This window comes from Sphingopyxis sp. P8, assembly GCF_020622175.1.
Classification (GTDB): domain Bacteria; phylum Pseudomonadota; class Alphaproteobacteria; order Sphingomonadales; family Sphingomonadaceae; genus Sphingopyxis; species Sphingopyxis jiangsuensis.
The window spans coordinates 1,294,048-1,311,497 of record NZ_JACNMK010000001.1 but is presented as its reverse complement, the minus strand read 5'-3'; the positions used below and the strand labels follow the sequence as shown (position 1 = coordinate 1,311,497).

General features: G+C 64.8%; 22 protein-coding genes. 4 read left to right on the top strand and 18 right to left on the bottom strand.

Going from position 1 to position 17,450, the window contains the following annotated elements; translation table 11 throughout:
- Positions 1-43: 43 nt before the first annotated feature.
- The 11 genes from H7692_RS06370 to H7692_RS06320 form a co-directional block, all read right to left on the bottom strand.
- A complete protein-coding gene (locus H7692_RS06370; RefSeq protein ID WP_201926889.1) occupies positions 44-490 on the bottom strand; it encodes a hypothetical protein in 447 nt (148 codons plus the stop codon).
- A gap of 64 nt (positions 491-554) precedes the next feature.
- Entirely contained in the window at positions 555-1,283 is a 729-nt protein-coding gene (gene gloB / locus H7692_RS06365) for a hydroxyacylglutathione hydrolase (RefSeq protein WP_222135613.1), read from the bottom strand.
- 67 nt (positions 1,284-1,350) lie between these two features.
- The gene (locus H7692_RS06360; RefSeq protein ID WP_201926885.1) at positions 1,351-1,788 is read right to left on the bottom strand and encodes a VOC family protein; all 438 of its coding nucleotides are present in this window, start codon (positions 1,786-1,788) and stop codon (positions 1,351-1,353) included.
- Positions 1,789-1,797: 9 nt separating this feature from the next.
- Entirely contained in the window at positions 1,798-2,235 is a 438-nt protein-coding gene (locus tag H7692_RS06355; RefSeq protein ID WP_201926882.1) for an acyl-CoA thioesterase, read from the bottom strand.
- Positions 2,236-2,243: 8 nt separating this feature from the next.
- Positions 2,244-3,008: an alpha/beta fold hydrolase gene (locus H7692_RS06350; protein WP_201926880.1), complete on the bottom strand. Its 765-nt coding sequence runs from the start codon at positions 3,006-3,008 to the stop codon at positions 2,244-2,246.
- Positions 3,009-3,012: 4 nt separating this feature from the next.
- Positions 3,013-3,267 (bottom strand): DUF6356 family protein, encoded by a 255-nt coding sequence (locus H7692_RS06345; protein WP_201926878.1) that lies wholly within the window; start codon positions 3,265-3,267, stop codon positions 3,013-3,015.
- 78 nt (positions 3,268-3,345) lie between these two features.
- The gene (locus tag H7692_RS06340; protein ID WP_201926876.1) at positions 3,346-3,774 is read right to left on the bottom strand and encodes a MerC domain-containing protein; all 429 of its coding nucleotides are present in this window, start codon (positions 3,772-3,774) and stop codon (positions 3,346-3,348) included.
- A gap of 134 nt (positions 3,775-3,908) precedes the next feature.
- Positions 3,909-4,838, bottom strand: a complete 930-nt coding sequence (locus H7692_RS06335) for an alpha/beta fold hydrolase (protein WP_222135614.1) — start codon at positions 4,836-4,838, stop codon at positions 3,909-3,911.
- Between the two features lie 22 nt (positions 4,839-4,860).
- Positions 4,861-5,052: a helix-turn-helix transcriptional regulator gene (locus H7692_RS06330; RefSeq protein WP_201926871.1), complete on the bottom strand. Its 192-nt coding sequence runs from the start codon at positions 5,050-5,052 to the stop codon at positions 4,861-4,863.
- On the bottom strand, positions 5,049-5,459 hold the full coding sequence (locus H7692_RS06325; protein ID WP_201926869.1) for a hypothetical protein: 411 nt from the start codon (positions 5,457-5,459) through the stop codon (positions 5,049-5,051). Before H7692_RS06325 ends, H7692_RS06330 begins: the two co-directional genes overlap by 4 nt.
- Positions 5,460-5,462: 3 nt before the next feature.
- The gene (locus tag H7692_RS06320) at positions 5,463-5,642 is read right to left on the bottom strand and encodes a hypothetical protein (RefSeq protein WP_222135615.1); all 180 of its coding nucleotides are present in this window, start codon (positions 5,640-5,642) and stop codon (positions 5,463-5,465) included.
- Positions 5,643-5,843: 201 nt separating this feature from the next.
- On the opposite strand from H7692_RS06320, the gene thrS reads away from it, so the two are divergent.
- Both thrS and H7692_RS06310 read left to right on the top strand, forming a co-directional pair.
- Complete coding sequence (thrS, locus tag H7692_RS06315; RefSeq protein WP_222135616.1) at positions 5,844-7,850, top strand: threonine--tRNA ligase; 2,007 nt, start codon at positions 5,844-5,846, stop codon at positions 7,848-7,850.
- Positions 7,851-7,852: 2 nt separating this feature from the next.
- Complete coding sequence (locus H7692_RS06310) at positions 7,853-8,608, top strand: sulfite exporter TauE/SafE family protein (RefSeq protein WP_227339928.1); 756 nt, start codon at positions 7,853-7,855, stop codon at positions 8,606-8,608.
- On the opposite strand, the gene H7692_RS06305 is transcribed toward H7692_RS06310, so the two are convergent.
- Positions 8,605-11,106 carry an ABC transporter permease gene (locus H7692_RS06305; RefSeq protein ID WP_222135617.1) on the bottom strand — a complete coding sequence of 834 codons (2,502 nt, stop codon included), beginning with the start codon at positions 11,104-11,106 and terminating at the stop codon, positions 8,605-8,607. The genes H7692_RS06310 and H7692_RS06305 overlap by 4 nt on opposite strands.
- Before the next feature lie 154 nt (positions 11,107-11,260).
- The gene (locus tag H7692_RS06300; RefSeq protein WP_222135618.1) at positions 11,261-11,959 is read right to left on the bottom strand and encodes an ABC transporter ATP-binding protein; all 699 of its coding nucleotides are present in this window, start codon (positions 11,957-11,959) and stop codon (positions 11,261-11,263) included.
- 16 nt (positions 11,960-11,975) lie between these two features.
- Here H7692_RS06300 and H7692_RS06295 point away from each other — a divergent pair, with 16 nt between their 5' ends.
- A complete protein-coding gene (locus tag H7692_RS06295) occupies positions 11,976-12,692 on the top strand; it encodes an arylesterase (RefSeq protein ID WP_222135619.1) in 717 nt (238 codons plus the stop codon).
- 20 nt (positions 12,693-12,712) lie between these two features.
- Here the strand turns inward: H7692_RS06295 and H7692_RS06290 are convergent, their stop codons facing one another.
- The 4 genes from H7692_RS06290 to H7692_RS06275 all read right to left on the bottom strand — a co-directional run bounded on the left by H7692_RS06290 (position 12,713) and on the right by H7692_RS06275 (position 15,799).
- Complete coding sequence (locus tag H7692_RS06290; RefSeq protein WP_222135620.1) at positions 12,713-13,357, bottom strand: MOSC domain-containing protein; 645 nt, start codon at positions 13,355-13,357, stop codon at positions 12,713-12,715.
- 104 nt (positions 13,358-13,461) lie between these two features.
- Positions 13,462-13,920: an outer membrane protein gene (locus H7692_RS06285; RefSeq protein WP_222135621.1), complete on the bottom strand. Its 459-nt coding sequence runs from the start codon at positions 13,918-13,920 to the stop codon at positions 13,462-13,464.
- 186 nt (positions 13,921-14,106) lie between these two features.
- Entirely contained in the window at positions 14,107-15,345 is a 1,239-nt protein-coding gene (gene rlmN, locus H7692_RS06280) for a 23S rRNA (adenine(2503)-C(2))-methyltransferase RlmN (protein WP_222135622.1), read from the bottom strand.
- Positions 15,346-15,472: 127 nt separating this feature from the next.
- Entirely contained in the window at positions 15,473-15,799 is a 327-nt protein-coding gene (locus H7692_RS06275) for a UrcA family protein (RefSeq protein ID WP_227339927.1), read from the bottom strand.
- 135 nt (positions 15,800-15,934) lie between these two features.
- On the opposite strand from H7692_RS06275, the gene H7692_RS06270 reads away from it, so the two are divergent.
- A complete protein-coding gene (locus H7692_RS06270; RefSeq protein WP_227339926.1) occupies positions 15,935-16,831 on the top strand; it encodes a LysR family transcriptional regulator in 897 nt (298 codons plus the stop codon).
- A 10-nt stretch (positions 16,832-16,841) separates the two neighbouring features.
- Here H7692_RS06270 and H7692_RS06265 read toward each other — a convergent pair whose 3' ends face one another.
- The gene (locus H7692_RS06265) at positions 16,842-17,339 is read right to left on the bottom strand and encodes a hypothetical protein (protein WP_222135623.1); all 498 of its coding nucleotides are present in this window, start codon (positions 17,337-17,339) and stop codon (positions 16,842-16,844) included.
- Between the last annotated feature and the right edge of the window lie 111 nt (positions 17,340-17,450).

Here is a 17,450-nt window from a genome sequence, read left to right as displayed (position 1 = left end):
AGCTCGGTGCAAACCGGAACCTCGCCTGCTGCCGGGCCGGAGCCTAGCCCTTGTCCCCCGCCGGTTTGCGATAGGGGACGAAGTCGCCAAAAACGCAGGTCGGACCGCGAATGCCGCTCGATCGGTCGACCAGATGAAAAAAGTCGCCCGAACAGGTCGATGACCCATATTGTTCGATGACCAATATATCGCTGTCGCGTGCAAGGCCCGGGCAGCTGCTCTTGAGATTGTTGCGATAAACGAGGTTCGATCCGCTGCGATAGAGCAAGATGTCGTCCGATACGCGGACGAGGTCTAGTGTGCGGAAGTTGGGCAGGCATTTGGTCGGTTCACCCGCGACCTTGCCCGCAAGCTGTTTGTCGAGCGTTTCGGCCTGCCGCGGCGTTAGTGCAGCGGCGCCGGGCTCGCCCGAACCGGCAGGGGCGCAGCCGGTAGCAAGCGGCATCGCCGCAGCCAGCAGCGCGGCCCCCACGAGATTCAGCTTTGCCATGAACATGCTCCTTGCGACTTGCGATTATTGTTATCGATGATGAATAGGCGCTGAAGCCGGCGCATCAGGCGGCATCTTTCAAGGCGCGAATACGACCGAGTTCGGTCGCGCTGTTGGCGCGCAAAAAGGGGTTGGTGGCCCGCTCTTCTCCGATAGTTGTCGGCACGGTTGCGTCACCGGCGCTTCTCGCGGTCTCGACTGCGGCAAGGCGCTTTGCGAGTGCGCTGTTGTCGGGTTCGACCGTGACGGCAAAGCGCGCGTTGGACAAAGTATATTCGTGCGCGCAGTAAACGCGCGTCGCGTCGTCCAGCTCTGCCAGCCGCTGCATGTTCGCGAACATCTGTTCGGCGGTGCCTTCGAACAGGCGCCCGCATCCCATCGCAAACAAGGTGTCGCCGACAAAGATCGCGCCATCATCGGCGAAATGATAGGCGATATGTCCCGCTGTGTGCGCGGGAACGTCCCACACCGCAGCGACATGATTGCCGAGGCGCACCGTGTCGCCGCCCGTTACCGTGATGTCGAGCGTCGGGATGCGCGCCGCTTCGGCGGCGGGCCCGGTGATCGTACACCCCGTCGCCTCCTTGATTGTGGCGTTTCCTCCCGTGTGATCGGGGTGCCAGTGCGTGTTCCAGATGTCGGTAATCGTCCAGCCTCGCTCGGTTGCCGCCGCGAGCACCGGGTCGGCGACCGCCGGATCGACCACCATCGTTGCGCCGCTTTCGGACTCGTGGACCAGCCAGACATAATTGTCGCTGAGGACCGGAATGCGGACGATTTCAAGCGCAGCCATCTCGTCTCCTTTCCCCCGTCCATCGTTCATAGCATAGACGGCGCGAAGACGAAGCAGCCTTGGTTGCTTACCAGCTTCCGCTGTTCGGCATCGACGCCCAGGGTTCGGCGGGGTCGAGATAGCCGTCCTGCAGCAATTCGACCGAAATGCCGTCGGGCGAGCGCACAAAGGCCATATGTCCGTCGCGCGGCGGGCGATTGATCGTCACTCCCGCGTCCATCAGGCGCTGGCAGGTGTCATAGATATTTTCGACGCGATAGGCGAGATGGCCGAAATTGCGCCCGCCCGAATAGGCCTCGGGCGCGCTACCGTCTTCGGGCGGCCAATTATAAGTAAGCTCGACCTCGGCGATCCCCTCCTGCCCGGGAGCGGCGAGGAAGATCAGCGTGAAGCGGCCCTTTTCATTATCAAAGCGGCGAACTTCTTCGAGCCCGATCAGCTTGAAAAAGTCGATTGTCGCGTCGGGATCGCTGACGCGGATCATCGTGTGGAGATATTTGGTCATGGGGGCAATTTAGGCGCGGAGCGCGCATCCTTCAAATGCTTCGAACATGTTTACGATTTCATCGGGCACGGGAGCGGGGGCGCCGCGCGCTTCGGCGACATGGACGCTGACCTCAAGCCCGGTGGCGCGCAAATCCTCCTTGCCCGCGCCGTGAAGTTCGAAAAGAAATGTCGCCGAACTGCGTCCGATCCGCGAACAGCGCACGCAGATGTCGATCTCTTCGTCGACCAGCATGGGCACCTTGTAGTCGACCTCGGCGCGCGCGACGTGAAACTCGGGGCTGTCGTGGACCGGCCAGCGTTCATAGATGCCGACTGCCCGCCAATATTCGGTGATGCCGATGTCGAAATATTCGAGGTAGCGGCTGTTGAACACGACCGCCTGCGCGTCGATTTCGGCATAGCGGACGCGTTTTCGGACGTGGAACTTGAAATCGCTGCGGGCCATTTATTCCTCTAATCGTTCGTTGCAAGCCGCGCGACGGTATCGATGAGTAGCGCGATGTCGCCCTCACGCGACAGGCGGTGATCGCCGCCCTTGACCAGCGTGACCTGTACATCCTCGCTCGCCAGCGCGGCGGCGAGGCGATGGCTGATCCCGGGCGGGACGTCGCCGTCGGCTTGCCCGTGGAGCAGGCGCACGGGGCAGGCAAGGGGGATCGGAGCGTCGAGCAACCGATTTGCCTCGCCCGACTGCCAAAAACGCCGCGTCGTCACATAGGGCTGGTCGCTGTAGGGCGTGTCCTCGCGCAGCTCGCCTTCGGCCTGGATGATCGCTTTCTCTTCGTCGCTGAAGCCCCAGTCCGTGAAATCGGGCGCCGCAGCAATGCCGACAAGTCCGGCCACGCGCGCCGGACCGTCGCGCCGGACAAGCGCGAGCGCCACCAGGAGCATCAGCCAGCCGCCCATCGATGAGCCGACCAGCAGCACCGGCCCTTCAGCCTTCGCGTCGATCAGGTCGAGCACATCGCCCCGCCAGTCGATCAGGTCCTGCTCGGCAAACAAACCCTCCGACGATCCGCACCCGGCATAGTCGAGCAGCAGGCATGCCCGCCCTTCGGCGGCAGCCCAGGCATAGAGCGCCGTCGCCTTGCCGCCCTCCATGTCGGACATATAACCGGGGAGGAAGACGATCGTCGGGCCGGTGCCAGCGATATGGCGATAGGCGAGGCGTGGGCGGCCGGTGCGGTCGAGGAGCTGAAACGCGGGACCATCCGTCATGGGTTCAGATCACCCAGTCGACAGTGTTGACCTGTATGGCCGCCTGGCCTTTTGCGGCGCGCTGTTCGACCATGATCTTGTTGAGTCGCCGGATCGTGTCGCTTCCCGTGGTGATGCACCAGCCGGGGACGATTGCGTGGACCAGCGCACAAAGTCCGCCCCAGATCATCGTCACACCGAATTTCGACGCGACGCCGAAATGTTCGATATAGCTTTCGTCGACGCTTTTGGGGTGATCGACAAACAGGCGGTTGAACATCGACTGGGCTTCCTTCCGTATGGGTGCCGCCCTAGCGGGCGCTGCGGTGCCTCGCAAGCGCAGCCGCGCTCGCACCATTCAATCATGCGTCGCCGGATGGCCGCCGCGGCGCCAGTTGATGAGGTGTGCGCCGGCGAGCAGCAGCGCCCCTGCGCCGGAGAAAAACCGGTCGGCGATCTCGGGGTCGGCCACCGGCAGCCAAGTTTCGTGCGCGGCAAGGCCCAGCGCAAGCAGCGTCAGGCCTGTCGCTGCCAGCAGGGCCGGCATCGGCCGCCTATGCCGCCGCCATCCCCCAACCATGGCGACAAGCGCAGCCGGCAGCGCCAGCATCAATATCGCGGCGTGGACTTCGCCGGAAAGGTCCAGCCATGTCGAAAGGGCGGGCGCAAGCACGAGGGCGAGCGGCAGGGCCAGACAATGGACGAGGCAGGCGACGGACAACGCGACACCCGCAAGATCGGCGGCGCGATGACGCAGGGACGGACGGTGCGCGACGGCAAGGGACATGTACGGAGCTTTCGATCAGGCGTACGCCCCATTTAGTGATACAGTATATCATTGCAAGAGTGTCTTGTCGCGCGTGTGGCTGTCGGTGGAAGTGCGGGCCTATGCGGCACGCGCATCGGATCTAAATTGTGGCGTCAGTCGGCCAAGAATTTATCGAGCGCCTCGGCAAAAGCCGCGGGCTGGTCGAGCATCAGGAAGTGACGGCTATCTGAGATCATCTGTGCGCGGAAGTTGGCAATATCGCGATAGGGCGTTTCGAACAGTGCCTTGGTTGCAACGGGCGACGCCACCCGATCGTCTTGCGCATAGACAAGCGTCACCGGCGCGGTGACCGAGCCGAGTTCAGCGCGCATGTCTGTCGTCAGGACATCATAAAAGGCCTGGGCGGACACTCGGGGGTCGGATGCCCTTGCCCATGTCGCAACCGCAATCCGCCCTTCGGCACTATTCGACATGCGCCCCATCGGGCTCTTTTCGCCCGGGTCGGCGACCGGTCCGTCGGGCTGCGGGCGGCCGTATTCTGCGCGCATCGCACCCGCTGCCACCTCGGCCTGTGGACGCAGCGTCTCGACAGTGGCATCCGGGGCGAACAATGTGCCGATAAAGGGCAGCGCGTCGACGATCATCAGCTTCCCGACCGCGTCGGGTTGGCGCGCCGCAATCATCAGCCCGGCGAGTCCGCCCATCGAGTGGCCGACGATTGCCGGAGCTTCACGTCCCGCTCCCAAGATACAGTCGTCGATATAACCCGCGACCTCTCTGGATGCCGGGTCCAGCACCGGCCCAGTGGCATTGGCGCCCGCAGAATCGCCAAACCCGCGGATCTGGACGATGTGGAGCCGGTACGCGTCCTTCAGCCGGCGTGCCGTGCGATCCCACACCGCGCGGGGTGACGACAGGCCCGGAAGCAATACGACGTCGGGGCCATTGCCCGAAATTGCAATGGTAACGCGCGTTCCGTCGAACAATGGTGCGCTGCATGGTTGTGGGGTGGCCGCGGCAGTGGCAGCGGTAGTCGAAAGCGAGGCTGCGGCAAACGCCACAGCAAACGTCCATTTCAACATGTTCAGTCTCCGGGAAAATGCGTCAATCGCGCAGGAAAATCTCTTCGATCGAAAGGTCGAACAGGTCGGCAATGCGAAAGGCGAGTGGGAGCGAGGGGTCATATTTCCCCGTTTCGATCGCATTGACCGACTGGCGCGATACCTTGAGCCGCTCGGCAAGGTCGCCCTGGCTCCAGTCGCGCTCGGCGCGCAGCACCTTCAGCCGGTTCTTCACGGACAGCCCCCGTCGCCAAGCGTCAGCTTGTTGACAAGCGCGCCGACGCCAAGGCCGATGCACCAGAGGGGGAACACCCAGAAAATCTCGATCCGCGGTACGTCGGTATAGATTTCAAGGATGCCCCAAGTCGCAGTCAGCGCGAGGGTCATGGCCGTTGCAATCAGCGCCTTTCTCACCTCCAGAAAACGCAAATATTCGTCAGTCAGCTCCGCAAGGAAGCTGCCGATCGCCCAGATGAAAGCGAGTACCGCGATACCGGGAACGAGCGCGATGGCGACCGTCAGCGGCGTCGCTTTCGCATCGTCGGGGATGATGCTGCTCGCGGCGAAGATCGCGGCCACATAAATTGCCGAAACGGCGACCATGCGGCGAAAATAGCGACGGGTTGGGGCATCGATCGCCATCGGTCAGGCCTTTGCGCGCAGGCTGCAGCAGCGTGCTGCGCGCGGCGTCGTCGCGATCATCAGCGCCGGCAGCACGATGATCAGCGTGTTGGCGAGGTCCGTCGGGACCCGCTCAAAAATGCTCGCGACAGCAACGCCCATCAGGGCAACCGACCAGAGCAGGGCGCGGTGAACGGGATTCATTGGTCAAGCCTCCTTGTTCAATAGTAAAGGAACATTGACATAGCGAGTCGCACATGTCAAGTGTCATTTACATAGTGACAAGCTACCTGTTCCGAGTCTTCGGCGAGGCGGGCGCGTGACGATACGCCGGGCCTCTTGCGGCGGCGCAGCATGGCTGGCAAAGGGGCGCAGTTTTACTCCGCCAGAAAGGCTGCTTTCCCGATGTCCGAGATGATCCGTGTCACCCTTCCCGATGGCTCTGCCCGTGAAGTCGTGCGCGGGACTACCCCGGCGCAGATTGCGGCGGATATCGGCCCCGGCCTTGCCAAGGCGGCGCTCGCGGCGCGCGTCGACGGCGAGGTGCGCGACATCATGCGGCCGCTGGATGCCGACACGCAACTCGCGCTGATTACTGCGAAGGACGAGGCCGACGCGCTCGAACTGGTTCGCCACGACTATGCCCATATCCTGGCCGAAGCGGTGCAGGCGCTGTGGCCGGGAACGCAGATCACCTTTGGTCCCGCGACCGACGACGGCTTTTACTATGACGTGAAGGCGCCCGAGAGCCGCGACCCCTTCTCGATGGACGATTTGCCAGCGATCGAGGAAAAGATGCGCGAGATCATCCGCGCCGACAAGCCGCTCCGCCGCGAGGTGTGGAGCCGCGATGCGCTGATCGCCAAATGGGAAAAGGAAGGCGAGGTCTTCAAGGCCGAATGGGCAAAGGAATTGCCCGAGGGCGAGGAACTTTCCGTCTATTGGTCGGGCGACGACTGGCTCGACATGTGCCGCGGCCCGCATCTTGCGAGCACGGGCAAGGTTGACCCCCAGGCGTTCAAGCTGATGCGCGTCGCGGGCGCCTATTGGCGCGGCGACCAGCGCAACGCGCAGCTCACGCGCATCTATGGCACCGGCTGGCTCAACAAGAAACAACTCGACGCGCATCTCCACCGGCTCGAGGAGGCCGCCAAGCGCGACCATCGAAAGCTGGGGCGCGAAATGGACCTCTTCCACTTGCAGGAAGAGGCGCACGGCAGCGTGTTCTGGCACCCGCACGGCTATATCGTCTGGCGCGAGCTTGAGGCCTATATGCGCCGTGCCATCGACGCGGCGGGCTATCGCGAGGTCAAGACGCCGCAGGTGATGGATGCGCGCCAGTGGGAACAATCGGGCCACTGGGGCAAATATCGCGAGAATATGTTCGTCATCCCCGACGAGGTACCGAATACCGAAGACGAGGGGCCGCTGGTTTCGGACGCCGCCGAATGGATGGCGCTCAAGCCGATGAACTGTCCCGCGCACGTCCTGATCTTTCGCCAGGGGATCAAGTCGTATCGCGATCTGCCGCTGCGTTTCTACGAAAACGGCTGCTGTCACCGCAACGAACCGCACGGCGCTCTCCACGGGCTGATGCGCGTGCGCCAGTTCACGCAGGACGACGCGCATATCTTTTGCCGCGAAGACCAGATCGTCGACGAGGTGCAGGCTTTCTGCGAACTCGCCGACCGCATCTACAAGGACATGGGCTTCGACAGCTATGCGATCAAACTCGCGCTGCGCCCCGAAAAGCGCTTCGGCAGCGAGGAGATGTGGGACAAGGCCGAGGCCGAACTGCGCGCCGCGGTGGCGCGCGCGGGGCTTGCGACCGACGACTATGGCTGGGAAGAATTGCCGGGCGAGGGCGCCTTCTATGCGCCCAAGCTCGAATGGCATCTGACCGACGCGATCGGCCGGACGTGGCAGGTGGGAACGATCCAGTCGGACCGCGTGCTTCCCGAACGGCTCGACGCCTCTTATGTGGCCGAAGACGGCGAGCGGCATCGCCCAGTGATGCTCCACCGCGCGATCTTCGGCAGCTATGAGCGCTTCATCGGCATCTTGATCGAACATTTCGCCGGCCGCTTTCCGACGTGGCTCGCACCGGTGCAGGCGGTGGTCGCCACGATCGTCAGCGATGCCGACGATTATGCGAAGGAGGCGGTCGCGCAGCTCGTCGCCGCGGGCATCCGCGTCGACACGGACCTGCGCAACGAAAAGATCAACTACAAGGTCCGCGAACACAGCCTCGCCAAGGTTCCGTACCTGCTCGTCGTCGGCAAGCGCGAGGCAGAGGAAAACACGGTTGCGATCCGTACGCTCGGCCAGGATGGCCAGCGCATCATGCCGCTTTCCGAAGCGATCGCGATGCTGAAGGCCGAAGCGACGCCGCCGGATCTGCGCAAAGATTGAACGTGCTTGCCGACCTAGTCGACCTCGCGCCGCTGACCTTTGCCGGTGCGGCGGCGATGACCTTTGGGGCAGCCTATGTGCGCGGGCTGACGGGGTTCGGGATGGCGATCATTCTCGTGCCGTTATTGGGCCTGATCGTCCCGCCGGGCGAGGCGGTGGTGCTGGGCATTCTGCTTCAGCTTTTGATCGGACCGGTCGGTATCAACATCATCCTGGCCGATGCCGACCGCGCGACCGCGCTGCCGATCGGGCTCATTGCGATGGCGACGACGCCGGTGGGCATGGTCGCGCTCGATGCGACGCGGCCTGAGGTGGCGAGGCTGTTGATCACGCTCGTCGCGGTTGGTGCCTTTGTCGCGGTGTTGCTGCCCAAGCAGCCGGCGGGGCACCGCCCGGGGCGTATCGCGGTCGCGGGGACCGGGTTGGTCTCGGGCGTGTTGACCGGCTTTGCGGCGATGCCGGGGCCGCCCGTTGTGCCCTTTTACCTCCGCCGCGCGCTCGACCCGCGCACGTCGCGCGCGTCGATGCTGCTGATCTTTTTCCTGACCGCGATTGCCGGGACGCTCGCGGCGCTGTGGGTCGGGATCGCGACGTGGAAGCTCTTCCTGCTGTCCCTGCTGCTCTTTCCGCCGATGTGGTTCGGCAACCGCCTGGGCGGGCGCCATTTCGGCAGCGTGCCGCCGCATGTCTGGCAGACGATGGTCGCGCTTGTGCTCGGCATTGCCGCCGTATCGGCGCTGGTCAGGCTGATCGACTAGAGGCTCCGCAGCGCCTGCGCCGGCTTTGCCGAGAGGAGCGGCCAGCTTCCCGCGATCCCGATCAGGAAGGACAGGCCTGCGCCGCCGAGCAGGGTCAGGCCGACAATCAGCGGATCGGGCGCGAAGGTGAATTCGAAAAGCTGCGTCACCACATACCACGCCCCGGCCAGTCCGAGCCCCAGCGCGAGCAACGCGAGCACCGATGCAAGCAGCGCATATTCCATCCCCTGCGCTCCCAGAATCTGACCACGCGTCGCGCCGAGCAGCTTCAGGATCACGCTGTCATAGACGCGGCGCTCGCGGCTCGCGGCGATCGCGCCGATGAGCACCGCGATGCCCGCGAGGATCGCGATGCTGGCGGCGGCGGCGATCGCCTGGCTCATCTGCGTGAGCAGGATCGTGACCTGGCTGACGACATCGCGCACCGCGATGAGCGATGCCGAGGGGAAGGCGCGTGGAATGCTGCGCGCAAGGCCGGTTTCCGCTGCCTCGTCGACTGAGACCGTCGCGACCATATTGTGCGGGGCGGCGTCGAAACTGCCCGGCGAGAAAACGAGCACATAGTTGAGCCCGAAATTGTCCCAGTCGACAGTGCGGAACGAGGCAACGCGCGCCTGCACTTCGACCCCCAGCACGTTTACAGACAGCGTATCGCCGATTTCGAGGCCAAGCGATGCGGCAACCTCCTGTTCGACACTGACGAGCGGCGGGCCGCTGTAATCGGCTGCCCACCATTCGCCGCCGACGAGCGTGCTGCCGTTGGGCAGCGCGGGGCTGTAGGTCAGCCCGCGGTCGCCGCGCAGCACCCACGCGCCCTCCGGCAATTGTTCGAGCTCGTCGACGCGCTGGCCACGGAATTCGGTGACGCTGCCGCGCAGTGCGGGGATCAGGTTGAGCTCGGCGCCCTTGTCGGCGGCGGTCACCATCGCGCGGAATTCGGTGCTGCGGTCGCGCGGGATGTCGAGCACAAAGAAACTTGGCGCGCGCTGCGGCACGGTGCGCGAAATCTCCGCTGTGATGCTCGTCTGGATCGCGGCGAGGGTGACGAAGAGGGTGAGGCCGAGGCCGAGCGCGACGACGAGCGCGCCGGTGGCAGAGCCAGGCCGATGGAGGTTCGCCAGCGCAAGGCGCAGCAGCGGGCGGCGCGGGCGCGGCAGGCGGCTCGCGGTGCGGCGGACGAGCCAGCCGAGGAAGACGAGGATGAGAAGCAGCCCAACCGCGGCGCCGATGAAGCTCAGCGCGAACAGCGGCTCGCGCGCGGTGCCGACCGCGAGTGCGACGATGGCCGCGAAGGCGATCACGACCGCCGCGATCGTGCGCTTGCCGATGCGCGCCGCGCCGCTGACGGTCGCGCGGTAGAGGCCCGCGGCGGTGACGTGGCGTGTCGCCGATAGCGGCGGCAGCGCAAAGGCGAGCGCAATGAGCAGGCCATAGGCGGCGCTCACCGCCAGCGGGAGCGGATAGAGGGCGAAGCCGGGCTTGACTGGCAGCACATCGCCCGCGATCCACCCAATCGCCGAGGGGATGAGCGCACCGACCGCGAGTCCCGCGACGATCGACACGGCGGCGACCGCGACAATCTGAAGCCCATAGATGCGCGCGACCGTCGCGCTGTCGGCGCCGAGCACCTTGAGCGTTGCCAGCGCAGGCCGCTTGCCCGACAAATAGCTTGCGACGCCATTGCCGACACCGATTCCTGCGATAACGAGCGCGGCAAGTCCGACGAGCGCGAGGAACTGGCCCATGCGCTCGATGAAGCGGCGCGTTCCGGGGGCGCCGTTGCTGCGGTCGGTAATGTCCCACCCCGCGCCGGGGAATTGTTCGGTCAATTGCTTGCCGACGGTTTCGGGGTTGGCTCCCGCGGGCAATCGGATGCGATATTTGCTCTCGAACAGGCTGCCGGGCTGGATAAGCTGCGTCGCGTCAAGGTCGCCGATGCCGATCAGTGCGACGGGGCCGAGCGTGAATCCTTCGCCAAGCCGGTCGGGCTCTTCGGCGATGATGCCGTCGATAACGAACGCTTTTTCGCCGAACTTCACACTGGATCCGACTTTGAGGTCGAGCCGCGAAGCGAGGTCGGCGCCGATCCAAACCGCTCCGGGCGGGGGCGGCCCGCGACGCGCGCCATCGTCGGTGCGCATCGTGCCATAGAGAGGATAGGCGGCGTCGACGGCCTTGAGTTCGGCGAGCAGCGCGTCGCCGCCCGGCGCATTCGCCATCGCGCGCATCCGCACGGTTGCCGAAGCGGTGCCGGCAGCACGGAACGCCGCCATTTCGGCGTCGGTCGCTTGTCGTTGCGGAAGGCTGAATTCGATATCGCCGCCGAGGATCGTCTGCCCGCGCGCCTCGAGTTCGGAGGTAATGCCGCGGGTCAGGCTGCCGATGGCGGCAAGCGTCGCGACGCCGAGAAAGAGGCACACGGCGAGCAGGCGAAGGCCACGGATACGCGCCGCAAGGTCGCGCCGCGCAATGCGCCAGAGGCTCGCGAGGGGGAGCATCAAAATCCTCCCCGCTTGCGGGGAGGGGGACCGTCCAAAGGACGGTGGAGGGGGGTAGCGGCCATCACCGAGGTATCAGGCCGCGAGCCCCCTCCGTCAGCGGCTCCGCCGCTGCCACCTCCCCACAAGTGGGGAGGATTTGATATTGCCTCGCTCACGCCCGTTCCTCGATCCGCCCGTCGTGCATCACGACGACGCGGTCGCAATGCTCGGCGAGTTCGGGGTCGTGCGTGATGATGAGCAAGGTCGCGCCGAGCGCGGCGCGGCGCGCGAAGATGAGTTCGATGATGCTGTGACCCGTTGCCGTGTCGAGATTGCCTGTCGGCTCATCGGCGAAGATGATCGCAGGCTCGCTCGCCATCGCGCGCGCGATGGCGACACGCTGTTGTTCGCCGCCCGAAAGCTGCGCGGGATAATGGGTGAGGCGATGGCCAAGCCCGACCGCCTCAAGCTCGGCGGCGGCGCGACCGAAGGGATCGGCGTGGCCCGCAAGCTCGAGCGGGACGGCGACATTCTCGAGCGCGGTCATTGTCGGAAGCAGGTGGAAAGCCTGCAGGACGATACCGATGCGTCCGCGCCGCGCGCGTGCGAGGTCGTCCTCGTCCATCGTGCCGAAGTCGAGCCCCGCGACCTTGATCGTCCCGCTGCTAGCGCGTTCGAGTCCGGCGAGTACCGCCATCAGCGAACTCTTGCCCGAACCGGACGGGCCGAGCAGCGCGACCGAGCTTCCTGCCGCGACTTCCAGATCGACGCCGCGCAAAATTTCGACGGGGGTCTTGTCGCTTCCCAGCGTCAGCGTCACATTATGGGCGGCGATCGCCGGTTCGGGCGATGGTCGGGTGGCGTCGGTCAAGAAGGGGCCCTTTGGAATGAAAACGGCTGGATGGCGTTCTGCGTTGATATATGGTTGCGCGGTCGCGCTTTGCCAACCGCTCGCCGCGTGCGGCTCGGCGGACGCGCCATCGGCATCGACGAACGACAAGGCGGCGGCGCCTGCCAAGACTGCCGCCATTCCTGCCGGCGCACCGCTCGTGATTGCGTTCGGCGACAGCCTTTATGCTGGATACCAGCTTGGGCCGAAGGAGGGGCTGGCGCCGCAGCTTCAGGCCGCACTTGCCGAGGATGGCGTGGTCGCGCGCGTTCAGAGTGCAGGCGTATCGGGCGATACGAGCGCGGCGGGGCGCCAGCGGCTCTCTTATGTCCTCGACAATGCGAAGACCAAGCCCGCGCTCGTCGTGCTGGGGCTAGGCGGCAACGACATGCTGCGCGGCATCGGGCCGGAGCAGACGCGTGCCAATCTTGACGCGATGCTTGCCGAGCTCAAGAAGCGCGAGATTCCGGTGCTGCTCACAGGAATGATGGCGGCGCCCAATCTCGGCAGCGACTATGCGAACGCTTTCAATCCCATCTATCCCGAGCTGGCGGGTAAATATGATGTCAGCTTCTACCCCTTCATTCTCGATGGGGTAATAACCGACAAGTCACTGATGCTGGGTGATGATCTTCATCCCAATGCCAAAGGGGTGACGGTGATTGCCGAGGCATTGGCACCGTTGGTCGGAGAGGCGTTGCCCGACGGCGAATGACCGGACGGTCCCCTAACGCGTCATCCCAGCGGTTTTTCGGCGCGCGTGCGCCACGTCGTTGCCAGCACATCCATGCCCGACAGCTCGCGCAAAGCCGCGGGCTCGCGCTTGCCTCCGCCGCCAATGAGCAGGCCGAACACGCGTTCGACGGTCCATTCGGGCATCGGGCGATCGACAAGGGCGAGTGCGTCGCCCGCCGCGACCGCCCCTTCCTCGATCACGCGATAGTACCAGCCGCTGCGCCGCGTCTTGACCACTGTCGCCGGAACGCTCGCGATACCGAAGCGGTGGCCGAGTTTCCAGCACGGCTGGCGCCCCTGGCTGATTTCGACGAGCGCACTGCCGAGCCGGAAGCGGTCGCCGATGCAGGCTTCGGCCTCGACAAGGCCGATTGTCGAGACATTTTCGCCGAACGCGCCCGCGTTGGCGAGCAATGCGTGGCCGCCGAACATCTCGTCCCAGAAGGAATAATGATCGCGCGGGTAGTGATGGATCGCCTTGTCGGGCCCGCCATGGACGGTCAGGTCGGCTTGCTCGTCGCCTTCGATACCGAGCAATCCGACTTTGCGCGGGCCGTCCACAAGGGTTTTGGCGATGGCGCTCTTTTCGGTCCCGCGAAAGGTGCGTGCCCTTCCGGTGAGTAGGGCGTCAATGCGATGCTCCATAAGACTCCTTCGGCGGACCGATGCAACGCCAACGGCGGCGAGGCAAATGAAAAGGGGCGGCCCGTAAAGGCCGCCCCTTCCCGTTTCAATCGCTGTTCCGAAAATCAGAAAGCGAAGCCGACGCCCGCGGTGATCGTGTCGAAGTCACCGAAGTTGCCGATGAACTGGTGGCGATATTCCACCTTGCCATAGACGTTCGAGCCGAACTTGTGCTGATAGCCCGCACCGACATAGGGATCGTCGATGTCGCTGAAGGTGTAACCGGCGGTGGCAAAGAGCTTGCCGTTCGAGCCGATCTTGGCACCAACGCGGCCACCGGCCGAGAACTGGACGTCGGCGCCGTCGACGAGCACCTTGTCACCCGCAACTTCGGCGCCGGCGAACGCGGTGCTGCCGAGGTCGAAGTCATAGCCGGCGGCAAGGCCGAGCGTGCCTTCGTCGATCCCGTTACCGGTGATCAGGCCGCCGCGAACTTCGACACGGCCTTCACCGCCGGGAGCGGCGAGTGCGGGGGTGGCGACAACGGCAGAGAGGAGAGCTGCTGCAACTGCGAATTTTTTCATCGTCTTATATCCTTCATTATGATTCGAGCCCGCCCTTTTGGGTCGCGGCCCGGAGCTCTAAATGGCGATTGCGGCTGTCGCTTCAATGAACGGATCGTTCAGACTGTGACAATTTTCTTACCTGTGTTATTTTTACAACACGGTATAGAATTGTTCATGCGGCGTTCAGGCGGAAAACGCGCGTGATCAGCCCAGCGCGGCCTGTTTTTCCTCGGCAATTCGATCGAGTTCGGCGCGCGTCGGCTTGGTCGCGGCGCTCTTGAGCTGCCCGCACGCGGCCATGATATCGCGACCGCGCGGGGTGCGGATCGGCGCCGAGATCCCCGCCTCGAAAATCAGGTTGCTGAACGCGCGCACGCGCTCGGGCGACGAACATTCATAGGGCGCGCCGGGCCACGGGTTGAAGGGGATCAGATTGACCTTTGCGGGCAGCCGATACTGCTTGATCAGCCGCACCAATTCGCGCGCGTCGGCATCGCTGTCGTTCTTGTCCTTCAGCATCACATATTCGAACGTGATGCGCCGCGCATTATTGGCGCCTGGATAGGCGGCGCAGGCTTCGAGCAGTTGTTCGATGCCGTATTTTCGGTTGAGCGGGACGATCTCGTCGCGCACTTCCTTGTTCACCGCGTGAAGCGAAACAGCGAGGTTGACGCCAATCTCTTCGCCAGCGCGCGCCATCATCGGAACGACGCCGCTCGTCGACAGGGTGATGCGCCGCTTCGACAGCGCAAGGCCGTCGCCGTCCATCACGATCTTGAGCGCGCCCTTGACCTCGTCGAAATTATAGAGCGGCTCGCCCATGCCCATCATCACGATGTTGGTGAGCATGCGGCCGTCGGCGGTGTAATGGCCCGCGTCGTCGTCCTCGTCTTCGATATCCGCGCTCGATGCCATCGTCCCCTTCGGCCATTCACCGAGCGCGTCGCGCGCAAGCAGCACTTGCCCGACGATCTCGCCCGCGGCCAGATTACGCACGAGGCGCATCGTGCCGGTGTGGCAGAAGCGGCAGTTCAGGGTACAGCCGACCTGGCTCGACACGCAGAGCGTTCCGCGGTCGGCGTCGGGGATGAACACCATTTCATATTCCTGGCCGTCGGCGGCGGCGAGCAGCCACTTGCGGGTGCCGTCGTTCGACACCTGCGCGGTGACAACCGTGGGGCGCCCGACGATGAATCGCTCGGTCAGCCAGGGACGCATCGCCTTGGCGATGTCGGTCATCGCGTCGAAATCGGTGACGCCGCGATGATAGATCCAGTGCCAGATCTGCTTCGCGCGAAGCTTCGCAGCCTTGGCGTCGAGCCCGGCCTCTTCGAGCGCCGCACGCACGCCATCGCGCGTCAACCCGACAAGGTCGATGCGGTTACCGCCGCGCAGCGGGACGGTGCCCGTCGTCACGGGGTCGATATGGCCGGGAATCTGCATGATGCGCGCGCATATAGGCACGAACGCCCGGTTGCGCAATCATGGCGGATGAAGGGCGCAAAAAGACCCGCGCGTCGTCCGACGCGCGGGAGTAGAGGAGTCCGAAAAGACCTGGACGGAATGTCTGTTATTGCGCGGCCGTAAGGAGGATCGGCTGGCTCCCGCGCGCGGCCGCGACGAGTTCGTCGGCCTGGGCCGAAGCGACTTGAGCCGTCTCGCGGCGGCATTTGCGAACTTCATTCTTGCCTTCGAGGTCGAATTCATGCGCGGTTCCGCACACATCGGCGGCGGCGCGCCAGATCCGGTGCTTGAGCCGGTCCTGTCCCGACTTGGTCGCCAGATCGAGGTCGCTATGGTGGATAAAGGCCGTCCGCTGGGTGGAAGCGGGTTCGGCATAGGCAGGCACGCCCAGCTGGATGGTAACCAGGGCGGCGAGGATCAGATGCTTTTTCATCATATGTCTCCATCGGCCGGCTGTTTAGGGAGGGGAGGAAGCCGGTGGAGCCAATTTAGGCAATCGTCGCGCGCGCCGGGAGCAACGATGTTGCGCGACCATTCTGCGAAATTGCAGAACCGCGCGAGTGGGCGTATGAGCCGGCGCACCATGTACGACTGGAACGACCTCAAATCCTTTCTCGCCGTGGCGGAAACGGGCAGCACGCTCGCCGCGGCGCAGGCGCTGCGCGTCAGCCAGACGACGGTCGCGCGGCGAATCGCGGCGCTGGAGGAGGCGACGGGGCTCGCCCTGTTCGAGCGACGGCAGGCGGGATATGCGCTGACTCCGGTTGGGGAAGCGATGCTGGGTCACGCGGCGGCGGTGCGCGATGCCGCCGAGCGCTTTGATCAGGCCGCTGGCGCAAGGTCGCGCGATACGGCAGGGACGGTAAGTCTTACCACGATGGAAATGATCGCGGTCACGATTCTGCCTCCGATCCTCCGCGCGCTCCGCACCGCGCATCCCGAAATTCACTTGCAGGTCGACTCGGCAGACGAAACGCGCGACCTCGCTGCGGGCGCGGCCGACATCGCAATCCGCAGCAGCAAGCAACCGTCGGGGGGAGGACTGGTCGGTCGCCGCGTCGCCGATAATCCCTGGACGCTCTATTGCAGCCGCGAATATGCGGAACTCCACGGCAAACCCCAGCGCCGCGACGACCTTATCTTGCACCCCTTCATCGGGGGTGGGGGTAACGTCTGGGGACCCTATAAGGCGTGGTTGCAACGGCACGGCCTCGAGGATTCGGTCGTCATGCAATATGACAGCGCCGCGGGGCTGTTGTCCGGTGTCCGGTCGGGGATGGGGCTTGCAATCCTTCCCAGCTTTCTGGCGGACAGCGACCCCGAACTGGTGCGCTGCATACCGCCGCGAAAGGACGACACCACCGGCCTCTGGCTGCTCGTGCACGAAAGGCTGCGCCACGTCCCGCGCGTTCGCACCGTGCTCGATTTCCTGGCGCTCGAACTGAAGCGAGTGGCGCGCGGTTAGCGCGAGCCCGCTATCGAAGCTTTGCGCAGCCAAGTGCGGCGGCGTCGATCGCGGTCGCTGCGCCGCGCAGGCGGTACCGGTCCGAAATCGCACCCCCACTCGCCGCGCGGCTTTCGACACGCATGGTCTGGGCCGAACGCATGGCGCCGATGATCGCGGCGTCCATCCGGGCATCGCTCGCCCAACCGTGGGCGCCGTTGCCGGCGAGGATGAAGCGGCGGCTGCCGACGGTCAGGCGCAATTCGCTGCCGTCAAGGCGCGGTTTCGACAGGCGGATATAGAATTGCCCGCGGATACGCGACCGCGGCCAATATCCGATGCTCGCATAGGGCTTTTCCTGCGCGCGACCGATCGAAGCCGACGGCTCGGCAATCGCAAAGCAGCGCGGCGTCCTCGCCTCGCGAAAGGCGCCCCAATCCTCGAAAATGCCGAGCGCCGTGCGCGGCGCCGCGAGCGCCGCGGCGGGCAGGAGGACCAGAATGAGAGAAAAGAAGGCCGCGCGCCGCATCGCGCCTTCGTTCGCGCGAATGGCGCTGCAATGCAAGCTTGGCTTGCGCGGCGCGTTGCGTTCGTTAAGGAAGGTGGACATTTTTCGGCGAACGGGATTCGGGGCATGCTG

Bases quoted from the DNA above. Each gene is read 5' to 3' on its own strand.
- H7692_RS06370 (WP_201926889.1), bottom strand. From the start codon at position 490: ATGGCAAAGCTGAATCTCGTGGGGGCCGCGCTGCTGGCTGCGGCGATG.
- gloB (WP_222135613.1), bottom strand. From the start codon at position 1,283: ATGGCTGCGCTTGAAATCGTCCGCATTCCGGTCCTCAGCGACAATTAT.
- H7692_RS06360 (WP_201926885.1), bottom strand. From the start codon at position 1,788: ATGACCAAATATCTCCACACGATGATCCGCGTCAGCGATCCCGACGCG.
- H7692_RS06355 (WP_201926882.1), bottom strand. From the start codon at position 2,235: ATGGCCCGCAGCGATTTCAAGTTCCACGTCCGAAAACGCGTCCGCTAT.
- H7692_RS06350 (WP_201926880.1), bottom strand. From the start codon at position 3,008: ATGACGGATGGTCCCGCGTTTCAGCTCCTCGACCGCACCGGCCGCCCA.
- H7692_RS06345 (WP_201926878.1), bottom strand. From the start codon at position 3,267: ATGTTCAACCGCCTGTTTGTCGATCACCCCAAAAGCGTCGACGAAAGC.
- H7692_RS06340 (WP_201926876.1), bottom strand. From the start codon at position 3,774: ATGTCCCTTGCCGTCGCGCACCGTCCGTCCCTGCGTCATCGCGCCGCC.
- H7692_RS06335 (WP_222135614.1), bottom strand. From the start codon at position 4,838: ATGTTGAAATGGACGTTTGCTGTGGCGTTTGCCGCAGCCTCGCTTTCG.
- H7692_RS06325 (WP_201926869.1), bottom strand. From the start codon at position 5,459: ATGGCGATCGATGCCCCAACCCGTCGCTATTTTCGCCGCATGGTCGCC.
- H7692_RS06320 (WP_222135615.1), bottom strand. From the start codon at position 5,642: ATGAATCCCGTTCACCGCGCCCTGCTCTGGTCGGTTGCCCTGATGGGC.
- thrS (WP_222135616.1), top strand. From the start codon at position 5,844: ATGTCCGAGATGATCCGTGTCACCCTTCCCGATGGCTCTGCCCGTGAA.
- H7692_RS06305 (WP_222135617.1), bottom strand. From the start codon at position 11,106: ATGCTCCCCCTCGCGAGCCTCTGGCGCATTGCGCGGCGCGACCTTGCG.
- H7692_RS06295 (WP_222135619.1), top strand. From the start codon at position 11,976: ATGAAAACGGCTGGATGGCGTTCTGCGTTGATATATGGTTGCGCGGTC.
- H7692_RS06290 (WP_222135620.1), bottom strand. From the start codon at position 13,357: ATGGAGCATCGCATTGACGCCCTACTCACCGGAAGGGCACGCACCTTT.
- H7692_RS06285 (WP_222135621.1), bottom strand. From the start codon at position 13,920: ATGAAAAAATTCGCAGTTGCAGCAGCTCTCCTCTCTGCCGTTGTCGCC.
- rlmN (WP_222135622.1), bottom strand. From the start codon at position 15,345: ATGCAGATTCCCGGCCATATCGACCCCGTGACGACGGGCACCGTCCCG.
- H7692_RS06275 (WP_227339927.1), bottom strand. From the start codon at position 15,799: ATGAAAAAGCATCTGATCCTCGCCGCCCTGGTTACCATCCAGCTGGGC.
- H7692_RS06270 (WP_227339926.1), top strand. From the start codon at position 15,935: ATGAGCCGGCGCACCATGTACGACTGGAACGACCTCAAATCCTTTCTC.
- H7692_RS06265 (WP_222135623.1), bottom strand. From the start codon at position 17,339: ATGCGGCGCGCGGCCTTCTTTTCTCTCATTCTGGTCCTCCTGCCCGCC.